General features: G+C 61.9%; 17 protein-coding genes and 1 pseudogene. 5 read left to right on the forward strand and 13 right to left on the reverse strand.

The annotated features are described in order from the left end of the window. Window positions 1-2: 2 nt before the first annotated feature. The gene (locus AB4Y32_RS35325) at window positions 3-1,739 is read left to right on the forward strand and encodes a PHA/PHB synthase family protein (RefSeq protein WP_368725737.1); all 1,737 of its coding nucleotides are present in this window, start codon (window positions 3-5) and stop codon (window positions 1,737-1,739) included. Window positions 1,740-2,071: 332 nt separating this feature from the next. Here AB4Y32_RS35325 and AB4Y32_RS35330 read toward each other — a convergent pair whose 3' ends face one another. Then, entirely contained in the window at window positions 2,072-2,533 is a 462-nt protein-coding gene (locus AB4Y32_RS35330; protein ID WP_368725738.1) for a hypothetical protein, read from the reverse strand. A gap of 353 nt (window positions 2,534-2,886) precedes the next feature. On the opposite strand from AB4Y32_RS35330, the gene AB4Y32_RS35335 reads away from it, so the two are divergent. From AB4Y32_RS35335 to AB4Y32_RS35350, 3 genes and pseudogenes are all read left to right on the forward strand, one after another. Further along, window positions 2,887-3,300, forward strand: coding sequence for a hypothetical protein (locus tag AB4Y32_RS35335; protein WP_368725771.1), 414 nt, complete (start codon window positions 2,887-2,889; stop codon window positions 3,298-3,300). 14 nt (window positions 3,301-3,314) lie between these two features. Then, window positions 3,315-3,392: pseudogene (locus AB4Y32_RS35340) on the forward strand (TerC family protein); the annotation flags it as partial. Between the two features lie 166 nt (window positions 3,393-3,558). Beyond that, window positions 3,559-4,026, forward strand: a complete 468-nt coding sequence (locus AB4Y32_RS35350; RefSeq protein ID WP_368725739.1) for a nuclear transport factor 2 family protein — start codon at window positions 3,559-3,561, stop codon at window positions 4,024-4,026. Window positions 4,027-4,262: 236 nt separating this feature from the next. Here AB4Y32_RS35350 and AB4Y32_RS35355 read toward each other — a convergent pair whose 3' ends face one another. The 9 genes from AB4Y32_RS35355 to AB4Y32_RS35395 all read right to left on the reverse strand — a co-directional run bounded on the left by AB4Y32_RS35355 (window position 4,263) and on the right by AB4Y32_RS35395 (window position 13,008). After that, entirely contained in the window at window positions 4,263-4,652 is a 390-nt protein-coding gene (locus tag AB4Y32_RS35355; RefSeq protein ID WP_087736190.1) for a BON domain-containing protein, read from the reverse strand. 33 nt (window positions 4,653-4,685) lie between these two features. After that, complete coding sequence (locus AB4Y32_RS35360) at window positions 4,686-5,831, reverse strand: porin (protein ID WP_368725740.1); 1,146 nt, start codon at window positions 5,829-5,831, stop codon at window positions 4,686-4,688. Window positions 5,832-5,915: 84 nt separating this feature from the next. Further along, the gene (locus AB4Y32_RS35365; protein WP_368725741.1) at window positions 5,916-7,544 is read right to left on the reverse strand and encodes a 3-(methylthio)propionyl-CoA ligase; all 1,629 of its coding nucleotides are present in this window, start codon (window positions 7,542-7,544) and stop codon (window positions 5,916-5,918) included. Next, complete coding sequence (locus AB4Y32_RS35370; protein ID WP_368725742.1) at window positions 7,532-7,885, reverse strand: Rieske (2Fe-2S) protein; 354 nt, start codon at window positions 7,883-7,885, stop codon at window positions 7,532-7,534. Before AB4Y32_RS35370 ends, AB4Y32_RS35365 begins: the two co-directional genes overlap by 13 nt. A gap of 36 nt (window positions 7,886-7,921) precedes the next feature. Beyond that, window positions 7,922-8,482 carry an RBBP9/YdeN family alpha/beta hydrolase gene (locus AB4Y32_RS35375; RefSeq protein ID WP_368725743.1) on the reverse strand — a complete coding sequence of 187 codons (561 nt, stop codon included), beginning with the start codon at window positions 8,480-8,482 and terminating at the stop codon, window positions 7,922-7,924. Between the two features lie 19 nt (window positions 8,483-8,501). Beyond that, complete coding sequence (locus tag AB4Y32_RS35380) at window positions 8,502-9,350, reverse strand: TauD/TfdA dioxygenase family protein (RefSeq protein WP_368725744.1); 849 nt, start codon at window positions 9,348-9,350, stop codon at window positions 8,502-8,504. A gap of 10 nt (window positions 9,351-9,360) precedes the next feature. Further along, on the reverse strand, window positions 9,361-10,341 hold the full coding sequence (locus AB4Y32_RS35385; protein WP_368725745.1) for a quinone oxidoreductase: 981 nt from the start codon (window positions 10,339-10,341) through the stop codon (window positions 9,361-9,363). Between the two features lie 121 nt (window positions 10,342-10,462). Then, on the reverse strand, window positions 10,463-11,785 hold the full coding sequence (locus tag AB4Y32_RS35390; protein ID WP_368725746.1) for an MFS transporter: 1,323 nt from the start codon (window positions 11,783-11,785) through the stop codon (window positions 10,463-10,465). 167 nt (window positions 11,786-11,952) lie between these two features. Further along, on the reverse strand, window positions 11,953-13,008 hold the full coding sequence (locus AB4Y32_RS35395; protein ID WP_368725747.1) for a 3-keto-5-aminohexanoate cleavage protein: 1,056 nt from the start codon (window positions 13,006-13,008) through the stop codon (window positions 11,953-11,955). A gap of 235 nt (window positions 13,009-13,243) precedes the next feature. On the opposite strand from AB4Y32_RS35395, the gene AB4Y32_RS35400 reads away from it, so the two are divergent. Continuing rightward, the gene (locus AB4Y32_RS35400; protein WP_368725748.1) at window positions 13,244-14,245 is read left to right on the forward strand and encodes an AraC family transcriptional regulator; all 1,002 of its coding nucleotides are present in this window, start codon (window positions 13,244-13,246) and stop codon (window positions 14,243-14,245) included. A 49-nt stretch (window positions 14,246-14,294) separates the two neighbouring features. Here the strand turns inward: AB4Y32_RS35400 and arcC are convergent, their stop codons facing one another. The 3 genes from arcC to arcA form a co-directional block, all read right to left on the reverse strand. After that, a complete protein-coding gene (gene arcC / locus AB4Y32_RS35405; protein WP_368725749.1) occupies window positions 14,295-15,233 on the reverse strand; it encodes a carbamate kinase in 939 nt (312 codons plus the stop codon). An 81-nt stretch (window positions 15,234-15,314) separates the two neighbouring features. Continuing rightward, window positions 15,315-16,325 (reverse strand): ornithine carbamoyltransferase, encoded by a 1,011-nt coding sequence (locus AB4Y32_RS35410; RefSeq protein WP_368725750.1) that lies wholly within the window; start codon window positions 16,323-16,325, stop codon window positions 15,315-15,317. A gap of 54 nt (window positions 16,326-16,379) precedes the next feature. Continuing rightward, entirely contained in the window at window positions 16,380-17,633 is a 1,254-nt protein-coding gene (gene arcA / locus AB4Y32_RS35415) for an arginine deiminase (protein ID WP_368725751.1), read from the reverse strand. Window positions 17,634-18,054 lie beyond the last annotated feature (421 nt).

Below are 18,054 nucleotides of genomic sequence, written 5' to 3' on the forward strand. Positions count from 1 at the left end.
ATATGAGAATGCCATTCAGCATGCCGGACGAGTTCGCGATGGGCTGGCTCAAGGCCGGATTCAATTTCTGGCAGTCGTTGCCCGTCACGAACGCACATGACATGACCGTGCTCGACGCCAACGGCAAGGACATCTATCCCGTTTCATCGGGTGCGCGCAACATCGTGATGCAGGCGAGCGCCAACTACTGGCAACGGCAGACGGAGTTGTGGAGCGGCGCATTTGCAAGCGTGATCGGCGCGCGGCCGAAGCCAGTGGCCGAGCCCGAGCGCGGCGACCGGCGCTTTCATGCGGAAGACTGGACCAGCAACGTCTGGTATAGCCTCCTGAAACAGAGCTATCTGCTCAATGCGAGGATGCTCGAAGAACTGGTCGAGGCGAGCACGCTCGATGAAAAAGAAAAGCACAAGCTGCGTTTTTTCGCGCGTCAGTTCATCGACCTAGCCAGCCCCGCGAACTTCGCCGCAATGAACCCCGAGGTCGTCCGGCAAGCGGTCGAATCGAAGGGATCGAGTCTGCTTTCAGGCTTCACGCATCTTCTCGAAGATCTGAAGCAAGGCACGATTTCGATCACCGATCAGAGCGCGTTCGAAGTAGGCCGCAGCGTTGCAGTATCGGAAGGGTCGGTGGTCTATGAAAACGATCTGTTCCAGTTGATCCAATACGCGCCGCTCACGCCGACGGTCGCGCGACGTCCGCTCCTGATCGTGCCGCCGTGCATCAACAAGTTCTACATCCTCGATCTTCAGCCGGAGAACTCCTTCGTGCGCTTTGCGTGCGAACAGGGGCTCACGGTTTTTCTCGTGTCCTGGCGCAATCCGCAACAGGACATGGCGCAGACGGAGTGGGACGCGTATCTCGAACAGGGCGTGATGAAGGCGATCGAAGTCTCGCGCACGATCAGCCGCGCCGACAAGGTCAATGCATTGGGATGGTGTGTCGGCGGCACGATGCTGTCGTCAGCACTCGCCGTGATGCGCGCGAACGGCGACGAGTCGGTGGCGAGCGTAACGCTGTTGACGGCGTTGCTCGACTTCAGCGAGCCGGGCGATCTGGGCGTGTTCATCGACGAGATGGGCGTGTCGATGCGCGAGCAGACGATTGGACGCGGCGGCCTCTACCCCGGCCGTGAACTCGGCTTCGTCTTCCAGACGCTGCGCGCCAACGATCTGATCTGGCCGTACGTCGTGAACAACTACCTGAAGGGCAAAACGCCGGCTGCATTCGATCTGCTCTACTGGAACGCGGACACGACCAATCTGCCTGGGCCGATGTATAGCTGGTATCTGCGCAACATGTATCTGGAGAACAATCTGCGCGTGCCTGGCAAGCTCACGATGTGCGGCACGCCTGTCGACCTTGGGCGCATCGACATGCCGAGCTATCTGCTCGCGACGGAAGAAGATCACATCGTTCCGTGGAAATCCGCGTACCGCTCGACGCAATTGCTCGGCGGTGAAACGGAGTTCGTGCTTGGCGCAAGCGGACATATCGCGGGCGTGATCAATCCGGCATCGAAGAACAAGCGAAGCTATTGGACGAACGATGCGGCTGGCAGCAACGCCGACGAGTGGCTCGCATCGGCGGAAAAACAGCCGGGCAGCTGGTGGAATCACTGGATCGAGTGGGTCAAGCGGCATGCCGGTGAGCAAGTGAAAGCGCGTACGACACTCGGCAACGCGAAGCACAAGCCGATCGAGGCCGCACCGGGCAGGTATGTGAAAGTGCGTGCTGATTAGGGCGCTGATGAACTGTTGATTAACGGCACCAAAAAAAGAAGAACGGCAAAGCGGCTGACGGGATTGAGAGACAATGGTCAAACCCACGGGTGCCTGGACCACAGGTGTGAAGGTGCGCGCCACTCGCCAGCGTATGGTCGGAAGATCGCCCGACACAGTGACGCGGACATAGCAGCCGGAGTAACGCCCGGTCGCCCGTGGCATCCATTCACTACACGCATTACGAACACCAGATGGTCGAAGGGCGCACCCGTTTATGGTGTGGCCCGGATATTCATCGCGCGGACTCCGATGCCCTTGATGCTATTGCTATTGATCTTCCATTGCGCCGATCAGTGCGGTGCGCCGAGACACGCGTCGGCGACGTCGACGATGGGCTCGGTGTCCGCATGGGCTTCGGGAAAGCGATCGACACATTTGATCTGTAACAGCGTCCACCAGATGCCGGGCGGATTGTGACCGAGCCACATTACGGTCGCAGCCGCTTTGGTTCGGAGGCTCCATTGTCGCCAGTCGGCGCCCGTTGGAGAAAAATTGCCGTGATTGTCGGTGTATCGGGTCGGGTCCAGGTCGTAGCGTTTCAGGTAGGCCGGATTGAGGCGCTCGTCGAGCGTAAGCTGCCCATGGGCGATGCGCACCTGTTCATGCCTTTCGTCCTGACTGAAATCGCTCACCGCGCGGCTGACGACTGACAACTCGTACAGCAGCGCCGCGCCCACTGCCAGAAATGTCGCGGCAATGCAGAGCACGAGCACCAAAACGATTCGTCGTCCCGCTATTCGTGCGCGGGCCATTTCCGTTCTCCCGGTTCGCCATGTAATGTAAGCGCATGCGATTCTGCGTCGATTTCCAGCCGACGTATCCGGATCGATTCAACGACGTTGGTTCGAGGTGGTGTCCGGAAGGACGGGGCCACTCCAGCCTGCCACAATCTGCGCGATCGCGGTGTAGCATTCGATGGTGTGCGCATTACTTCCTGGAATCCACGAACCGGCAGGCATTGGTCGGATAACCAGATCTTTCGCCTTGGTGCCGAGGACGCGGTAGTCGGGGTGCGGATACTGGACAGACCAAAGGAAAGGCCACGAAACAGCCTTGAGGAACGCGCTGTCGCGTCGGCCTCGGCAAGAGCATGATGGGAAACATGATGTCAATCGAGTGGAAGCGCCGCGTCCGGTTGTTCATCCAGCGTCTGTGGCAGCCGACCAGCGCGTGCATGACCTGCATGCCGGGTAGCTGGGGCAATATCTTAAGTCTTGCCCACTGGACGATTGCATTGCAAACAGGTCTGCTCACGGGAATCCTCGCCGTACTTTTAACTTTCACGCCGTTGGCGAGGCTCTATTCGCTGCGATACGGCAATGCACTGATAGTCGGCTTCCTGACTATGTTAGGCGACGCGTATTCGCACCCGAATCACTATGGTTTTCCTTTTGCCGAGGCGGTCGTAACGGGTGTGATGTCGGGGCTGCTGACGCTGGCTGCTTCATATATTTTCGAAGACCGCGCCCGACGCCTTCGCGCGGCATGTGCTCGGATTTCCCGATTGCTGGCTCACTGACGGTGCACGAGTTATCGCTCTTCGGCCATGCCTTTGCCTGGCGCGATCTGATTCTGATCGGCGGGGGACTGTTTCTCGTCTGGAAGGCGACGGGGGGAATGCGGTCTATGAGCGTGATCCCGGACCGGATGGTGCAGCTAAAGCAGAGGCCACGAAGTCGTTCGATCCAGGGTCGGGCCGGAGCAAGGTGCCCGATCGCGATAGCCAATAACAGGTTCGCGTATGGCGCGAACCTGTTCGATTCCAGCGAGGTGAATCATGAAAATCTGCCTATCGAGGCCGTGCGTACTTGCTGCGGTGCTGGTGGTCGTCGTCCATGGCAGCGCGTTTGCGAAGACTGAAACCTGCCATTCCACATCGAAGAAACAGATCGCTGCACTTTTCGATCGCTGGAACGATTCGCTGAAGACGGGCAATCCGGATAAGGTCGTAGCGAACTACGCGCCACACTCCATCCTGCTGCCGACTGTCTCCAACAAGCCACGTTTGACCGTTGAGGAAAAGGTCGACTATTTCAGGCATTTTCTCGAGAACAAACCCGTCGGCACGATCGATTTCCGCGAGATCATGATCGAATGCAACACGGCGGTCGATGCGGGTCTCTACTCGTTCAAGTTAGGGGACGGCTCAATTGTGAAGGCTCGCTATACGTTCACCTATGAGTGGAATGGGACCAAATGGCTGATCACCAGCCATCATTCGTCCAAGATGCCCGAAGGCGAGTAGGCGACACCGCGCGCGGTTAGCGCTCGCGCTCGCAGCGCGGGTCGCGGATGGCGCGGCGCGTGCCGATGACGAGACCGCCAGGTCAAGGCCCGTTGCGAGCCGCGCGGCATTCGGGCTTCCGAAAACAGAAGATCGCGGGTATAGCCATGAGGCCCGCGCGGATCAGTGCATCCAGCGATCCGCGCGCAAGCGACACGAACACCCGCGACCGTTGCCCACGTTTACATAGAAGCCGCTTACATGCCGCCGAACGGTTTCTTCACCGTCAGCTTGTTGGTTACGGAAGTCACGCCCTGCACGCCCTTCGCGATCTCCGCAACCTTGTCGATCTGCGAAGCGTCCTCGACCGTGCCGTTCAGCGTCACCGCGCCGCCTTTCGCGATCACACTGATGTTTCCTGCGTCGATCTCCTTGTGCGCCCCCATAGCGGCATAAATCTTCCGACGCAGCGCGCGATCCGCTTTCCTTCCGGTTGCGGGCGCCGCGGCACCGGACGCCGTCATTGCAGATGCGCCCGGCGCAGTGGCCGGCGCGCTGGCCGTCTGGCCGGGCTGGGACCATGCACCGATGGACATCGCGACGAGCAATACGGCGACCGCCATTTCGAGTACCTGAATGCTTTTCATCGAACTACTCCGTTTTATATATGTGTGGCGCGATCAGAAGACATGGCGAATGCCGACCATTGCCGCAGTGGTGGACTCGCCCGGCGCAACAGGAGCCCCATAGATGATCGTCTGGTTCATGGTTCCCTTGTTGCTGACATAGCCGACTTGCGCGTAAGCCTTCGTCCTCACCGACAGGTTGTATTCCGCGCCCACGGCGAACTCGCTCGAATGGTTCGATGAATTGTTCTTGTCCTTCAGGTAGTAGTAGCCTGACGTGACCTTGAACCGCGGATTGAACTGGTAGCCGAGGCCACCCGACACCATTTCGAAGTCTGCGGTATTGCTATGGGCCGGGTTCTTGCCGACGCCGTACGAGGCCGAAAACGAAAACCCGCTGATCGTGTACATCGCTCCGAAATAGTAGAAGCGATTGTTGGCGAGTCCCGTCGCGGGCACTGCAGGAGCTGCAGGGTAGGTCAGCGGGAACGGATTGGTATCGTGCCCGTTGTAGTAGACGGCGGACAGATTCAGACCGTAGTTCGAATACTTGAGCACGGCCGACTCGCGCGTGCCGCCCTGGAACTGGCCAGCGACGCCGCCCGGCGCGTACTCCAGCGCAAGCGAGGCGCCATAAAACTTCGGCGAGTTGTAGACCAGCGCATTGCTGTCATACAGCGCGCCGATCGGCGCATTCGTGCTCGTGCCGGGCCAGCCGGCCGCCTGATTGATGCCCAGCCACGCAGTCAGAATACTGCCGAAATACTGTGCGCCGCGCACATCCGTTTCAGCCATCGCGTAGATCATCGGGATGATCTGCCGGCCGGCGTCGAAAGTGCCGAACGGACCGGACACGCCGATCGTCGCGAACTGGTTGAAGATCGCGGTCGTGCCCGGCGTATCGGACAGGCCGAACTTGCCGTTCGTGGAGTTGAATACGCCCTGCAGCTTGAAGTTGACCTTGTAGCCGCCGCCGATGTCTTCGCTTCCCTTCATGCCCCAGAAGCTGGCATAGATGCCGCCGTCCTTGAGCTGATAGACGTGACCCAGGTTCGGCGCATGCGGCTGAAACGTTGCCGCCGAGGTGCTCTGATACAGGAACCCGGTGTCGATCACGCCATAGAGCGTAACGGACGATTGCGCATGAGCGGCCGTAGCGAAAATCGCCAGTGCAGCAGCGCTGCTTAACTTCGTTTTCATTCAGTCTCCTCCAATCCTGGGAGTGCCGGGCGAACCCGGCTGTTTTTTCATCGAATAGAACTGCGTTATCGAAAGTCCGACGGGTCAGGCCGTCAAGTAATAGTCTCCGAACTGGTCACGCAACAGGTTTTTGAGTACCTTGCCGGTTGCACCGAGGGGAACGGTGTCGACGAACACCACCGCATCGGGCTTCCACCATTTCGCGACCCGGCCATCGAAGAAGCCCAGCAGTTCTTCGGCGGCGAGCGCGCTGCCCGGCTTCTTCACGATCAGCAGCAGCGGCCGCTCGTCCCACTTCGGATGCCGCGCGGCGATGCACACAGCCGTCGTGACTTCCGGATGCAGGCATGCGACGTTTTCGATGTCGGTCGAACTGATCCATTCGCCGCCCGACTTGATGACGTCCTTGCTGCGATCCGTGATCTGCATGAAGCCGTCGGCGTCGATCTTCGCGACGTCGCCCGTCGGAAACCAGCCGTCGCGCAGATGCGACGCGTCGCTACTTCCGAAGTACTGCTGCACGACCCACGGTCCGCGCACGAGCAGATCGCCGGCCGCCTGGCCGTCCCACGGCAGTTCTTCGCCGTCCGCGCCGACGATCTTCATGTCGATGCCGAACACCGCGCGCCCCTGCTTCGCCTGAACGGCATAGCGCTCGTCGGTGGGCAGAGACAGGTGGTGAGCCTTGAAGGCGCACACCGTGCCGACGGGGCTCAATTCCGTCATGCCCCATGCGTGCAGCACGTCGACTCGATAGCGCTCCTGGAACGCCGCCGTCATCGCGGTCGGACACGGCGCGCCGCCGATAATCGTGCGCCTCATCGACGAGAACGCACCCTCGATCGCGTCGACATGCGCAAGCAGTCCTTGCCACACAGTCGGCACACCCGCCGACAGTGTGACCTGTTCGGTTTCGATCAATTCGTAGAGCGACTTGCCGTCGAGCGCCGGCCCCGGAAACACCAGCTTCGCGCCGACCATGCAGGAGATGTACGGCAGTCCCCACGCGTTCACATGGAACATCGGCACGACGGGCAGAATCACATCGCGCGCCGAACAGTTCAGCGAATCCGGCAGCGCCGCTGCGTAGGTGTGCAGCACCGTCGAGCGGTGGCTGTACAGCACGCCCTTCGGATTGCCCGTGGTGCCCGACGTGTAGCACAGCGACGACGCGCTGTTCTCGTCGACGAGCGGCCAGTCGAACACATCGTCGTGAAGATCGATGAGATCCTCGTAGCACAGCAGCATCATGGACAGGCCATACTCTCGCGGCATGTGCGCGCGGTCGGTCATCGCCACGAACACCTTCGGGCTCTTGACGCGCGGCGCGACGCTCTCTATCAGCGGCAGAAACGTGAGGTCGAAGAACACGACGCGATCTTCCGCGTGCTCGATGATGTACGCGAGCTGATCGGCGTGCAGACGCGGGTTGAGCGTATGCAGCACGGACCCGGACCCCGACACGGCGAAATACAGCTCCATGTGCCGATAGCCGTTCCATGCCAGCGTCCCTACCCGGTCGCCCGGCCTGACGCCGAGGCTCGTCAGCGCATTTGCCATGCGGCGCGCGCGCTGCGCGAGATCGCGATACGAATAGCGGTGAATGTCCCCTTCGACCCGGCGCGACACGATTTCCTGTTTGCCGTGATGGCGTTCGGCGTGCATGAGCAGCGAAGCGACCAGCAGCGGCTGCTGCATCATCAAACCTTGCATCCTTCCTTCTCCTGATTGGTGGTGGCGTCCGGCTCATCGAGGCTGACGACCAGTTGCCCATCGACTGTCCGCACCGGGAAAGTCGTCAGGCTCAAACCGCCGGTGCCCGGCATGCAGCCCGTGCGCAGATCGAAGCGCAGTCCGTGCGCGGGGCAACGCAGCACGCACCCTTCCAGCTGTCCGCTCGCGAGCGAGGCGCCGTTGTGCGGACACGAGTTGTCGATTGCGTGAATCGCGCCGCCGATGTTGAAGAGGACGATGCTGCGTCCATCGACGAATGCGAGCTTCCGCTGGCCAGGCGCGAGTTCATCGGCAGGGCTCACGGCGATCTGACGTGACATCTCAACTTCCTTTCCTGATCCGCTGCGCACCGCGGATCAAAGCAATTCGCGAATCAGCGTCTGCGCCATCGGCCATTCGCCAAAGCCCGCAGCGGGATTCAGATGGCCGACTTCGCCGAGATCGACGAGGCGGCTGCCCCAGTCTTCCGCCATTGCACGCACACGCTCGAACTGCGCGAGCGGATCGTTGCGGCTCGCGCCGACGATGCTCGGGAACGGCAACGGCTTGCGCGGGATCGGATGCCAGCCGTTCTGCGCGATCGCATCGATGGACGGATAGCCTGCGGGCAGCGGCGTTTCGAGGTCCGCAGGCGCCGCGAGCAGCGCGCCGTGAATCTTGCGGCTGCGCTGCTGCGCCCAGTGCACGGTGATCATCACGCCCGCGCTGTGCGCGACCAGGATCACCGGGCCGTCGATTTTCGCGAGCGCCGCATCGAGCGCCGCGACGCGTGCCGCGCAACTGAGCTTGTCGTGTTCGAGCGGCGGCACCGAGGCGGCCTTCGGCAGCTTTTGCTCCAGCAGGGTCTGCCAGTGTTCCGCGACGTGGTCGCGCAAGCCGGGCACGATCAGGATCGTCGGCGTCGTATCGAGAGTCATGAAGCGTTGTCCTGCGCGATCAGTACGGCTTGTCGCCGATAATGCCGGCGCGTTCCATCTTGCGATGGCACGGCGCGTAATCCATCACCGCATAGTGCTGCGTGCTGCGGTTGTCCCAGATCGCGATGCTGTTGGGCTTCCAGCGCCAGCGCACCTGGTACTCGGGGATGTAGGCCTGGCTGATCAGATAGCGCAGCAGATCGCCTGCGCCCGGATTCGCGTCCTGCCCGAAGCGCACGCGCTCCGGCGTGTGGTAGTTCGTGATATGGGTGGTGAAGGCGCTCACGAACAGCACCTTCTCGCCCGTCTCGGGATGCGTGCGCACGACGGGATGCTCCGCGTCCGGAAACTGCTCTCTCAGCGCGAGGCGCTTTTCGATCGGCATCGCGGCGCCGAAGCTCGCCTCGATGCTGTGGCGGGCGCGAAGTTCAGCGATCTGGCTCTTGACGTGATCCGGCAGCTTCTCGTAGGCGAGGACCATGTTCGCCCACATCGTGTCGCCGCCGACGGGCGGACACTCCACGCAGCGAAGAACCGCGCCGAACTGCGGCGCTTCGCGCCAGGTGGCGTCCGCGTGCCACGCGTTTTCGTAGCGGTCATTCGGCTGATCCGGGTTCTTGTAGATGCGCACGAGACCCGGATGCTCCGGATCGCTGCCTGCGACGGGATGATCTTCCAGTTCGCCGAAGCGGCGCGCAAACGCCACGTGCTCGGCGCGCGTGATGTCCTGGTCGCGCAGGAACAGCACCCGATGTTTCAGCAGCGCTGCGCGGATTTCGGCGAACAGCGCATCGTCGTGGATCGCATCGGCGAGATTCAAGCCGACCAGTTCCGCGCCGATCGCGCACGTCAGTTGTTCGATTCGCATGACTGTTTCCTTAGATGACGAAGACCGACGAGCCCGTCGTCTTGCGCGTCTCCAGGTCCCGATGGGCTTGCGCGGCATCTTCGAGCGCGTAACGCTGGTTCAACTCGATCCTGATGCGGCCCGCGGCGATGTGCCCGAAGATTTCGCCGGCCAGATCGTTCTTCTCGGCCGGGTCGGCGATAAAGTCGGCGAGCGCCGGGCGCGTCAGATAGAGCGAGCCCTTCATCGCCAGCATCTGCGGATTGAACGGCGGGATCGGCCCGGACGCCGTGCCGACGCAGACCATCAGGCCGCGACGCTTGAGCGAATCGAGCGAGGCCTCGAAGGTGTCCTTGCCGACGCTGTCGAACACCACGTTCACGCCGACGCCACCCGTCAGTTCGCGCACGCGCTTCGCGACGTCTTCGCGGCTGTAATAGACGATGTGGTCGCAGCCATGCGCGCGGGCCACTTCGCCCTTGGCTTCCGTCGACACCGTGCCGATCACCGTGAGGCCGAGCAGCTTCGCCCATTGCGACACGATCAGGCCGACACCGCCGGCAGCCGCGTGCAACAGGATGGTGTCGCCCGCCTTGAAGTCGTAAATGCGGCGCATAAGATACGCGGAGGTCAGCCCGCGCATCGTCATGCCGGCGGCCGTTTCGCACGAAATCGCATCGGGCAGCTTGATGAGGGGAGCCGCCGGAATCAGGCGTTCGGTGCTGTAGGCGCCGAGCGTGTTGATAAAGCCGGTATAGGTCACGCGATCGCCCACCGCGACGTTCGTGACATCGGGGCCGATGGCTTCGACCACGCCCGCCGCCTCGACGCCCATCCCCGCAGGCAGCGGGACCGGGTAAAGACCGCTGCGGAAGTAGGTATCGGCGAAATTGAGGCCCACTGCCTCATGGCGCAGGCGGACCTGTCCGGGGCCGGGATCGCCCACTTCGACGTCCTCGTAGCGTAAGACTTCGGGACCACCCGTTTCGTGGAAGCGCACTGCTTTTGCCATGTTGAATCTCCTATCCATTACTCGAACCTCGAACTGCAAGGTCCATTTCGTTTCGTCTGTCGCGCAACTTCAGGCTGCTGCGTTGAGCGCGCGCCGCCGTTGCGCGTATCGAGCGCTATCGTCAGCGCATCGCCTGCTCGCGCAGAGCGTTCAGGCGGTCCAGGTCGCCAGCGTAATTCCGTTTGCCGATAAAGAATGCGATGGCCGCGACAAGAGGCGCGAACGGAACGAGTTGCAACGCACCCAGCAGCCCGATCCGGTCCGCGACCATTCCCGTCAGCACGGCAGCGGGCGCGAGACCCAGCAGGTTGTTCGCGAGCGTGAGGGTCGCAAACGCCGATGCGTGAATCGACGGCGGAGTGAGGTTCGCCACCATCGCGCCCGACGGACCGCTCGCACCCGCGCAGAAGAACATGCCGATGCCGATCACGACGAGTTGCAATGGACCCGCAGGCATGTGGAAGCCGATCGCGAGCAGCGTGAAGCACGCGAGGCAGAACGCGATCGCGGCGAGCCATTTTCTTTCGCGCACATTCTTGCTGAGCCGGTCAGCGAGGTTGCCGCACACCACCATGCCCAAGCCCGTCACGAGCACGAACACTGCCGCGCTCATGGCCGCCTTGCCCGTGGCCATGCCGTAGTAGCGGTTCAGGAAGCTCGGCATCCACGCCCAGATAGCGGCGGGCACGAGCAGATGAATGCCGCTGCCGACATAAGCGCACACGACGGACTTCGTCGAGAACAGCCCCTTCATCAGCGCGCGCAAGCTCAAGCGCACGCCGGGCCCTTCCGACTGCCGGTTCGCGCCTGCGGGCTGCAGCGGCGCAAGACGCTTTTCGGTGACGATGAACCGGTAGCACACGACCAGCACGATCCCCATGACCGCCATCGCGCCGAATGCCGCGCGCCAGCCGAGATGAGCCGCGACCGCGCCGCCAGCGGCCATGCCCAGCACCGAGCCGAATGCGCCGCCCGCCATGAACGTGCCCGTGAGCGTGGAGCGCAACCGCGCCGGAAAGATGCTCAGCACGACGGCGATTCCGACACTGCCGTACGCCGCTTCGCCGATGCCGACGAAGGCGCGCGCAAGCAGCATCTCGCCGTAGTTCGTCGAGATCGCGCAGCCCAGCGTCGCGAGACTCCACATCGCCGCCATCAGGACGATGCTTTTCACGCGGCCCCAGCGGTCGGCGAGCACCGACAGCGGAAACGTGAGCACGCCGACCATCAGCGCGACCACGCTGCTCAGCGAACCCAGCCGCGCGTCAGAAAGACTCCACGTGGCCTTGAGCAGCGGAAACACGGCGTTCAACACCTGCCGCGACATGTAGTCGGAGAGCAGCAACCCGACCGTCAACGCAAATACCACCCACGCATACGCGCGCACATCCGTTTGTGTTGCCGTAACGTCGCCCGTCGTGGGCTCGGCATGCTGCATCAGCATGATTTGTCTCCTTCCCGTCCGCCTCTTTGTCGGCCGTCCGTGCGTCCTTGCCAGCTGGGCAAAGCGGCGGCCGATTATGGATATGTCCTCATGCTCCCCGGCACGCGCCGGAAAGTCCTGCCTTCGAAGCCCGGCGCCCGTCGATGCGCCCGCCGGGCTTCAATCTGTCACGCTGCGCGCAGCGGCAGGTTCCTCACGCCCGACTGGCGATTCGGCGCCATGCCGTTGGCGGCGAGCGTCTCGTCGACAGTCTCGTACTGCACGCCGATGCGGTAAATCTCGCGCGCTTCCTTGCCGCTGGCAATCTCGCGCCCGAGTTCACGCGCGACGCGCACGCACTGCTCGATCTGCTGCACCGACGTAAAGCGCTTGCCGTGCTGGTCGATGATCGTGTCTTCGATGCCGCAACGCGGATGCAGGCCCATCGACATCGCCATCATGTTGAACGGCAGCACGTTCTTGAGCAGCGACTCGGCCGTGAGCGTGCAGCCATCGGGCGCGCGATGCACGAAGTTGAAGAAGTTGAACGGGTTCGGGCCGTCGAAGCCGCCGCCGATGCCGATCCACGTCAGGTTCAGCGGTCCCTTGTAGACGCCCTTGCGCACGAGACGCTCGAGCGTTTCGAGCGCGTGAATGCCCGTGAGCTGGAAGTGCGGCTGGATGCCCGCAGCCTGCAGACGGCGCAGATGCTCCTCGACCCATGCCGGGCCCGCCGGCACCGTCATTTCGCTGTACGCGGCCATGAACGCGGGATTCGACAACGAGGTGCCCTCCAGGTACTCCGGATAGAGCAGCTCCATGATGTTCATCTGCGTGGTGTTGATCGCGACCGTCACCTGGTCCGGCGCCGGGTCGAGATCGGCGAGCATGTGACGCGTGTCGTCGGACAGCCACTTCGCGGCCTGCCCTTCGTCTTCCGGTGCGAACGAAATCGAGCCGCCCACCTGGATGATCATGTCGGGCACGGCTGCACGCACACCCGCGATCAGCTCGTTGAACTTCGACAGGCGCTTCGAACCCTTGCCGTCCAGTTCGCGCACGTGCAGATGAAGCACCGTGGCGCCGGCGTTATAGCAGTCGACGGCCTTCTGGATCTGCTCGTCCATCGTCACGGGGATGTCTTCCGGAAAGTCTTCGGGCATCCACTCCGGGCCGTACGGAGCGGTGGTGATGACTACCTTGTCCTGATTCTCAGGGTGCAGCGAATCGTCGAGAAACTGCATGTCTTTCTCCAGATATGAATGAGGTTCCGATGCCGCGAGGGTCGCGTGAAAACGGAACATGTCGAACCGTCGTGCTCGCACAATACGGCATCCACGCGCTAGACTTTTATGATCAGGCGCCATCCTTTTAGCGATCCGTGCCACTGCGCGTTAACACCAGTATTGGCCCGCAGCGCGCATCGCATCGCCGAAAGGCAAGGCGCAGCATGTATGAAGAGACTGCGGAGAAAGAACAATGGAAACGATGCTCGGGTCGATCGCCATGAACGGCTATTTCGATGTGACGCGGCGGCTCGGACTGAACCCCGTGGAACTCGCGCAGCAGGCCGGAATCGATCCCGCGGCGCTTGCCAATGCGAACGATCGCGTGCCCGCCGCCGCCTGCTGCCGCCTGCTGGAACTCACGGCTGCCAAGGCGTCGTGCCCGACGTTCGCGTTGCAGATGGCCGAAACCCGGCAGAAGTTCGGCACTGGCGTCGTCAACGTTCTGCTCGCGCACAAGCGCACGTTGCGCGAGGTGTTGCTGGCGGCAGCCGAATACCGGCATTTGCTCAACGAAGCCTTGGCCGTCTATGTCGAAACGACAGGCGAAACGGTCACGATTCGCGAGGAACTCGTCGTCGCGCCGGGCACGCCGACGGCGCAGGCGATCGAGTTGGCGCTCGGCGTCCTCGCGCGCCATTCGAGCGCGCTGCTCGGCCAGTTCTGGAAACCTCGCGCTGTCCATTTCACTCACGCCGCACACGCGGACCTCACGTTTCATCGGCGGTTCTTCGGCTGTCCGCTGGAGTTCGGCAGCGACTTCAACGGCTTCGTGTGCGCCGCCGCCGATCTCGACTATCCCAATCCGGCAGCGGACCCTGAACTCGTGCGATACGCCGAGAGCCTGGCCGCTCCCCTCAACGCGACGGGGCCGGATTCCACCGCGCTGGAAGTGCGCAAGGCGATCTATCTGCTGCTGCCCCTCGAACAGGCCACCGTCGAACTGGTCGCCCGTCATTTGGGCGTGAGCGTGCGCACGCTGCAACGTCAGTTGAAATCATCCGGTACGAGCTTCTCGGATCAGGTCGAAGAAGTGCGGCGCGAGCTTGCCGTGCGCTACATGAGCAACCCGCGCTATCCGATCGGACGCGTCGCGTCGCTTCTCGGTTACGCGCAGCAGGGCTCGTTCACGAACTGGTTCGTCGCGAACTTCCAGATGACGCCGCGCGACTGGCGCGCCAGCCAGGCGAAGTGACGGGTCGCCGCGCGGGTCGTACGGGCGCAAGCGAACACCGCCCGCCGCGTTACGCGAGCGGATAGAACTCGATGCCAGGCTTGCGCACGCTGATCCGCGTACCCGCCATGCCTTGCGTGATCGCGACGATATCGCGAAGCGCGCCGATCACGGCATCCTTGCCCGTCTTGCGCGCGAATTCGATGGCGGCCTGGACTTTGGGTCCCATCGACCCCGACGCAAAGCCCAGCTTTTCGAGTTCGTCCGGATGGGCCTGTGCAATGCCCTTTTGCGTCGGCTTGCCCCAGTCGACGTAGGCTGCGTTGACATCGGTCGCGATGATGAGCACGTCCGCCTCGAGTTCCTGTGCGAGCAACGCGGAGCACAGATCCTTGTCGATCACGGCTTCCACGCCGCGCAGCTTGCGGTTTTCGTCATAGCACGTCGGGATGCCGCCGCCGCCCGCGCAGATGACGATGGTGCCCTTCTCCAGCAGCCATTTCACCGGACGGATTTCGAAGATGCGCTGCGGCCGCGGACTCGCGACCACGCGGCGATACTTGTCGCCATCCTCCGCAATGCTCCAGCCTTTTTCTTCCGCCAGCGTCTGCGCCTCTTCCTTCGAATACACGGGACCGATGGGCTTGGTCGGATGATTGAACGCCGGGTCCTCGAGATCCACTTCGACTTGCGTCAGGATCGTCGCAAACGGGACTTCGAACGGCAGAAGATTGCCCAGTTCCTGTTCGATCAGATAGCCGATCATCCCTTCCGTCTGCGCACCGAGCACATCGAGCGGATACGGCGATACGTCCTTGTAGGCCGCGCCTTGCAGCGCAAGCAAGCCGACCTGCGGACCATTGCCATGCGCGATGACGAGTTCATTGCCCGTTGCCACGCTGGCGATCTGCGTGGCGGCAATCTTGACGTTCTCGCGCTGCTGGCTCTCCGTCATGGGCTGGCCGCGCTGCAACAGCGCATTGCCGCCCAGTGCGATGACAAGGCGCATGATGCGATCCTCCTGCGGAATGCGTGGCCGAGCGGCACGAGTGGGCCACACGGCGACGAACGTGGGACGAAACCGATACGGTCAGATATCGGCCAGAGTCGAGACGAGGATGGCCTTGATCGTATGCATCCGGTTCTCTGCCTGCTCGAATGCGATGTTGTAATCCGACTCGAAGACGTCATCCGTCACTTCGATTCCGTTCGCAAGATCTGGGTAGCGCTCCGCGATCTGCTGGCCGACCTTGGTCTCGCAGTTGTGAAAGGCGGGCAGACAGTGCATGAAGCGGGTTCTCGGGTTGCCTGTCGACTCGATCAGCGCGCGGTTCACCTGATACGGCAGCAACGCCTTGATCCTTTCGTCCCAGGCTTCGACCGGCTCGCCCATCGACACCCACACGTCGGTGTGAATGAAATCGACCATTTTCACCGCTTCTTTCGGATCTTCGGTGAGCGTCATGCGCGCACCGCTTTGCTTTGCGAATTGCTGGCATGCAGCAATGTGTTCCTCATGCGGCCATAGAGACTTCGGCGCTGCAACGCGCACGTCCATGCCGAGCTTTGCGCCGATCAGCAATAGCGAGTTGCCCATGTTGTTGCGCGCATCGCCGAGGTACGCATAGCTGATCTCGTGCAGCGGCTTGTCGGAGTACTCGCGCATCGTCAGCACGTCGGCGAGCATCTGCGTCGGATGGTATTCGTCCGTCAGTCCGTTGAACACGGGCACGGATGCGTAGCGCGCCAGTTCCTCGACGATTTCCTGGCTGAATCCACGGTACTCGATCGCGTCGAACATGCGGCCGAGCACGCGCGCCGTATCCTTCATGCTCTCCTTGTGTCCGATTTGTGACGATGTCGGATCGATATAGGTGACGTGTGCGCCCTGATCGTGCGCGGCGACTTCGAATGCACAGCGCGTTCGAGTAGAGGTCTTTTCGAAGATCAATGCAATGTTCTTGCGCTGCAAATGCTGTTGCTCGGTGCCCGCGTATTTGGCGCGCTTGAGATCGCGCGACAGGTCGAGCAGATAGCGCAGCTCGCGGCCGCTGTGATGCATGAGGCTGAGAAGACTGCGGTTTCGCAGATTGAAAGCCATGAGTTGTCTCCATCGATCGGGTGGCTGAGCGTCGGCTCGACGCGGGCAAACGCCTCAGTAATCAACGGGATCGCGCGCAATCGGGCACGTCATGCAATGCCCGCCACCGCGGCCTCGCCCAAGCTCGCTGGCCGCGATCGTGATCACTTCGATGCCCGCCTTGCGCAGCAGCGTGTTCGTGAACGTATTGCGGTCATAGCCGACGACGACGCCGGGCTCGATGCACACCATGTTGTTGCCGTCGTCCCATTGCTCGCGTTCCGCCGCAAACTGATTGCCTCCCGTTTCGACGACGCGCAGTTCCTTCAGCCCCAACGCATCGCCCACGGTCTTGACGAAGGGCTTGTCTTCGCGCTGGATGCTCATGCCATAGGAACTCTTGTCGTCGGGCCTGATTGTGAACGTGATGATCTTCCCGACTACTTCCGGGAATATCGTCACGAGATCGCGGTCGCAGAAACTGAACACCGTGTCGAGGTGCATGGCTGCGCGTGACTTCGGCATGCCCGCGACCAGCACCTGTTCAGCCGCGCCTTTCTCGAACAGCGCCCGCGCGACCTGGCCGATTGCCTGCCGCGATGTGCGTTCGCCCATGCCGATCAACACGGTCCCTTTGCCGACGGGCATCACATCGCCGCCTTCCAGCGTCGATGCGCCGTGGTCCTTGTCGGGATCGCCGTACCAGGTCTCGAAGTTTGCGTTGGCGAACGTCGGGTGAAACCGGTAGATCGCGGCTTCGAGCAGCGTCTCTTGCCGCCTCGCAGGCCAATACATCGGATTGAGCGTCACGCCGCCATAGATCCAGCAAGTCGTGTCGCGCGTAAAGACCATGTTCGGCAACGGCGCAAGCAGGAAACTGGAGTAATCCAGATACTCACGAAAGAGCTTGACGACGGGCGCATCGCTGCCGGGAATGTCGTCGAGCGAGACGCCGCCGATCAGAAATTCGGCAAGCTTGCGCGACTCCAGTTCGTTCATCCACGCGCGCACTTCGTTGCTTAGCCCTACGCCGACGCTGTCTTCGGAGATCCTTCGGTCGAGTATCCATTTACGCGCTTCGGGATTTTCCAGCGTCTGCGTCAGGAGGTTGTGCACGTCGAGAACTTCTACCCCGCGCTCGCGCATCTTCGTGACAAAGTCGAAGTGATCTCGCTTGGCCTGGCTCACCCAGATGACATCGTCGAACAACAGCTCGTCGCAATTGCTTGGCGTCAAGCGTTGATGAGCCAGTCCGGGCGCAGAGACCATCACCATGCGCAGCTTGCCAACCTCGGAGTACGCTCCGAGCCTGGTGACCTCTGTGTTCATCGCTGTCTCCTATATGCGCATCAGGTGTGGCGGCTTGCCGATTGTCGATTTTGCAACGGAAGCCCGCTTATCGACTTACTGCCTTCAGGCGAAAGACTGTTTTCGCGTGTTCATTGACAGAAAGTCATCGCACGCGCGAGAGCGCCATGCGGCTTGATCTGCCGCCCCGCAACACGCGTGAAGTGACGTGCGGCCAGGATTTTATTTATGCGGCTGCACCTCGACACACGCGGACTCTTATCAGGCAATGAACGAAAGCGAAAGCGCGTCCTGGAAATACTCCGTCTGGTTGTTCTTACTGTTCTTTGAAAAAACCGGCACGTCATCTGCAGATCATTCTGGTTGATAAAACTGCATTGTTCAAGATTCCACGCGAACCACATACCAGATATTGCAAGCGTCGAATAGCGCGACAGCAATT

The sequence above is a fragment of the Paraburkholderia phymatum genome (genome assembly GCF_040965635.1).
Taxonomy (GTDB): domain Bacteria; phylum Pseudomonadota; class Gammaproteobacteria; order Burkholderiales; family Burkholderiaceae; genus Paraburkholderia; species Paraburkholderia phymatum_B.

What these genes read in the sequence shown, in the direction of transcription:
- AB4Y32_RS35325 (WP_368725737.1), top strand. Translation starts at nt 3, where the DNA reads ATGAGAATGCCATTCAGCATGCCGGACGAGTTCGCGATGGGCTGGCTC.
- AB4Y32_RS35330 (WP_368725738.1), bottom strand. Translation starts at nt 2,533, where the DNA reads ATGGCCCGCGCACGAATAGCGGGACGACGAATCGTTTTGGTGCTCGTG.
- AB4Y32_RS35335 (WP_368725771.1), top strand. Translation starts at nt 2,887, where the DNA reads ATGTCAATCGAGTGGAAGCGCCGCGTCCGGTTGTTCATCCAGCGTCTG.
- AB4Y32_RS35350 (WP_368725739.1), top strand. Translation starts at nt 3,559, where the DNA reads ATGAAAATCTGCCTATCGAGGCCGTGCGTACTTGCTGCGGTGCTGGTG.
- AB4Y32_RS35355 (WP_087736190.1), bottom strand. Translation starts at nt 4,652, where the DNA reads ATGAAAAGCATTCAGGTACTCGAAATGGCGGTCGCCGTATTGCTCGTC.
- AB4Y32_RS35360 (WP_368725740.1), bottom strand. Translation starts at nt 5,831, where the DNA reads ATGAAAACGAAGTTAAGCAGCGCTGCTGCACTGGCGATTTTCGCTACG.
- AB4Y32_RS35365 (WP_368725741.1), bottom strand. Translation starts at nt 7,544, where the DNA reads ATGCAAGGTTTGATGATGCAGCAGCCGCTGCTGGTCGCTTCGCTGCTC.
- AB4Y32_RS35370 (WP_368725742.1), bottom strand. Translation starts at nt 7,885, where the DNA reads ATGTCACGTCAGATCGCCGTGAGCCCTGCCGATGAACTCGCGCCTGGC.
- AB4Y32_RS35375 (WP_368725743.1), bottom strand. Translation starts at nt 8,482, where the DNA reads ATGACTCTCGATACGACGCCGACGATCCTGATCGTGCCCGGCTTGCGC.
- AB4Y32_RS35380 (WP_368725744.1), bottom strand. Translation starts at nt 9,350, where the DNA reads ATGCGAATCGAACAACTGACGTGCGCGATCGGCGCGGAACTGGTCGGC.
- AB4Y32_RS35385 (WP_368725745.1), bottom strand. Translation starts at nt 10,341, where the DNA reads ATGGCAAAAGCAGTGCGCTTCCACGAAACGGGTGGTCCCGAAGTCTTA.
- AB4Y32_RS35390 (WP_368725746.1), bottom strand. Translation starts at nt 11,785, where the DNA reads ATGCTGATGCAGCATGCCGAGCCCACGACGGGCGACGTTACGGCAACA.
- AB4Y32_RS35395 (WP_368725747.1), bottom strand. Translation starts at nt 13,008, where the DNA reads ATGCAGTTTCTCGACGATTCGCTGCACCCTGAGAATCAGGACAAGGTA.
- AB4Y32_RS35400 (WP_368725748.1), top strand. Translation starts at nt 13,244, where the DNA reads ATGGAAACGATGCTCGGGTCGATCGCCATGAACGGCTATTTCGATGTG.
- arcC (WP_368725749.1), bottom strand. Translation starts at nt 15,233, where the DNA reads ATGCGCCTTGTCATCGCACTGGGCGGCAATGCGCTGTTGCAGCGCGGC.
- AB4Y32_RS35410 (WP_368725750.1), bottom strand. Translation starts at nt 16,325, where the DNA reads ATGGCTTTCAATCTGCGAAACCGCAGTCTTCTCAGCCTCATGCATCAC.
- arcA (WP_368725751.1), bottom strand. Translation starts at nt 17,633, where the DNA reads ATGAACACAGAGGTCACCAGGCTCGGAGCGTACTCCGAGGTTGGCAAG.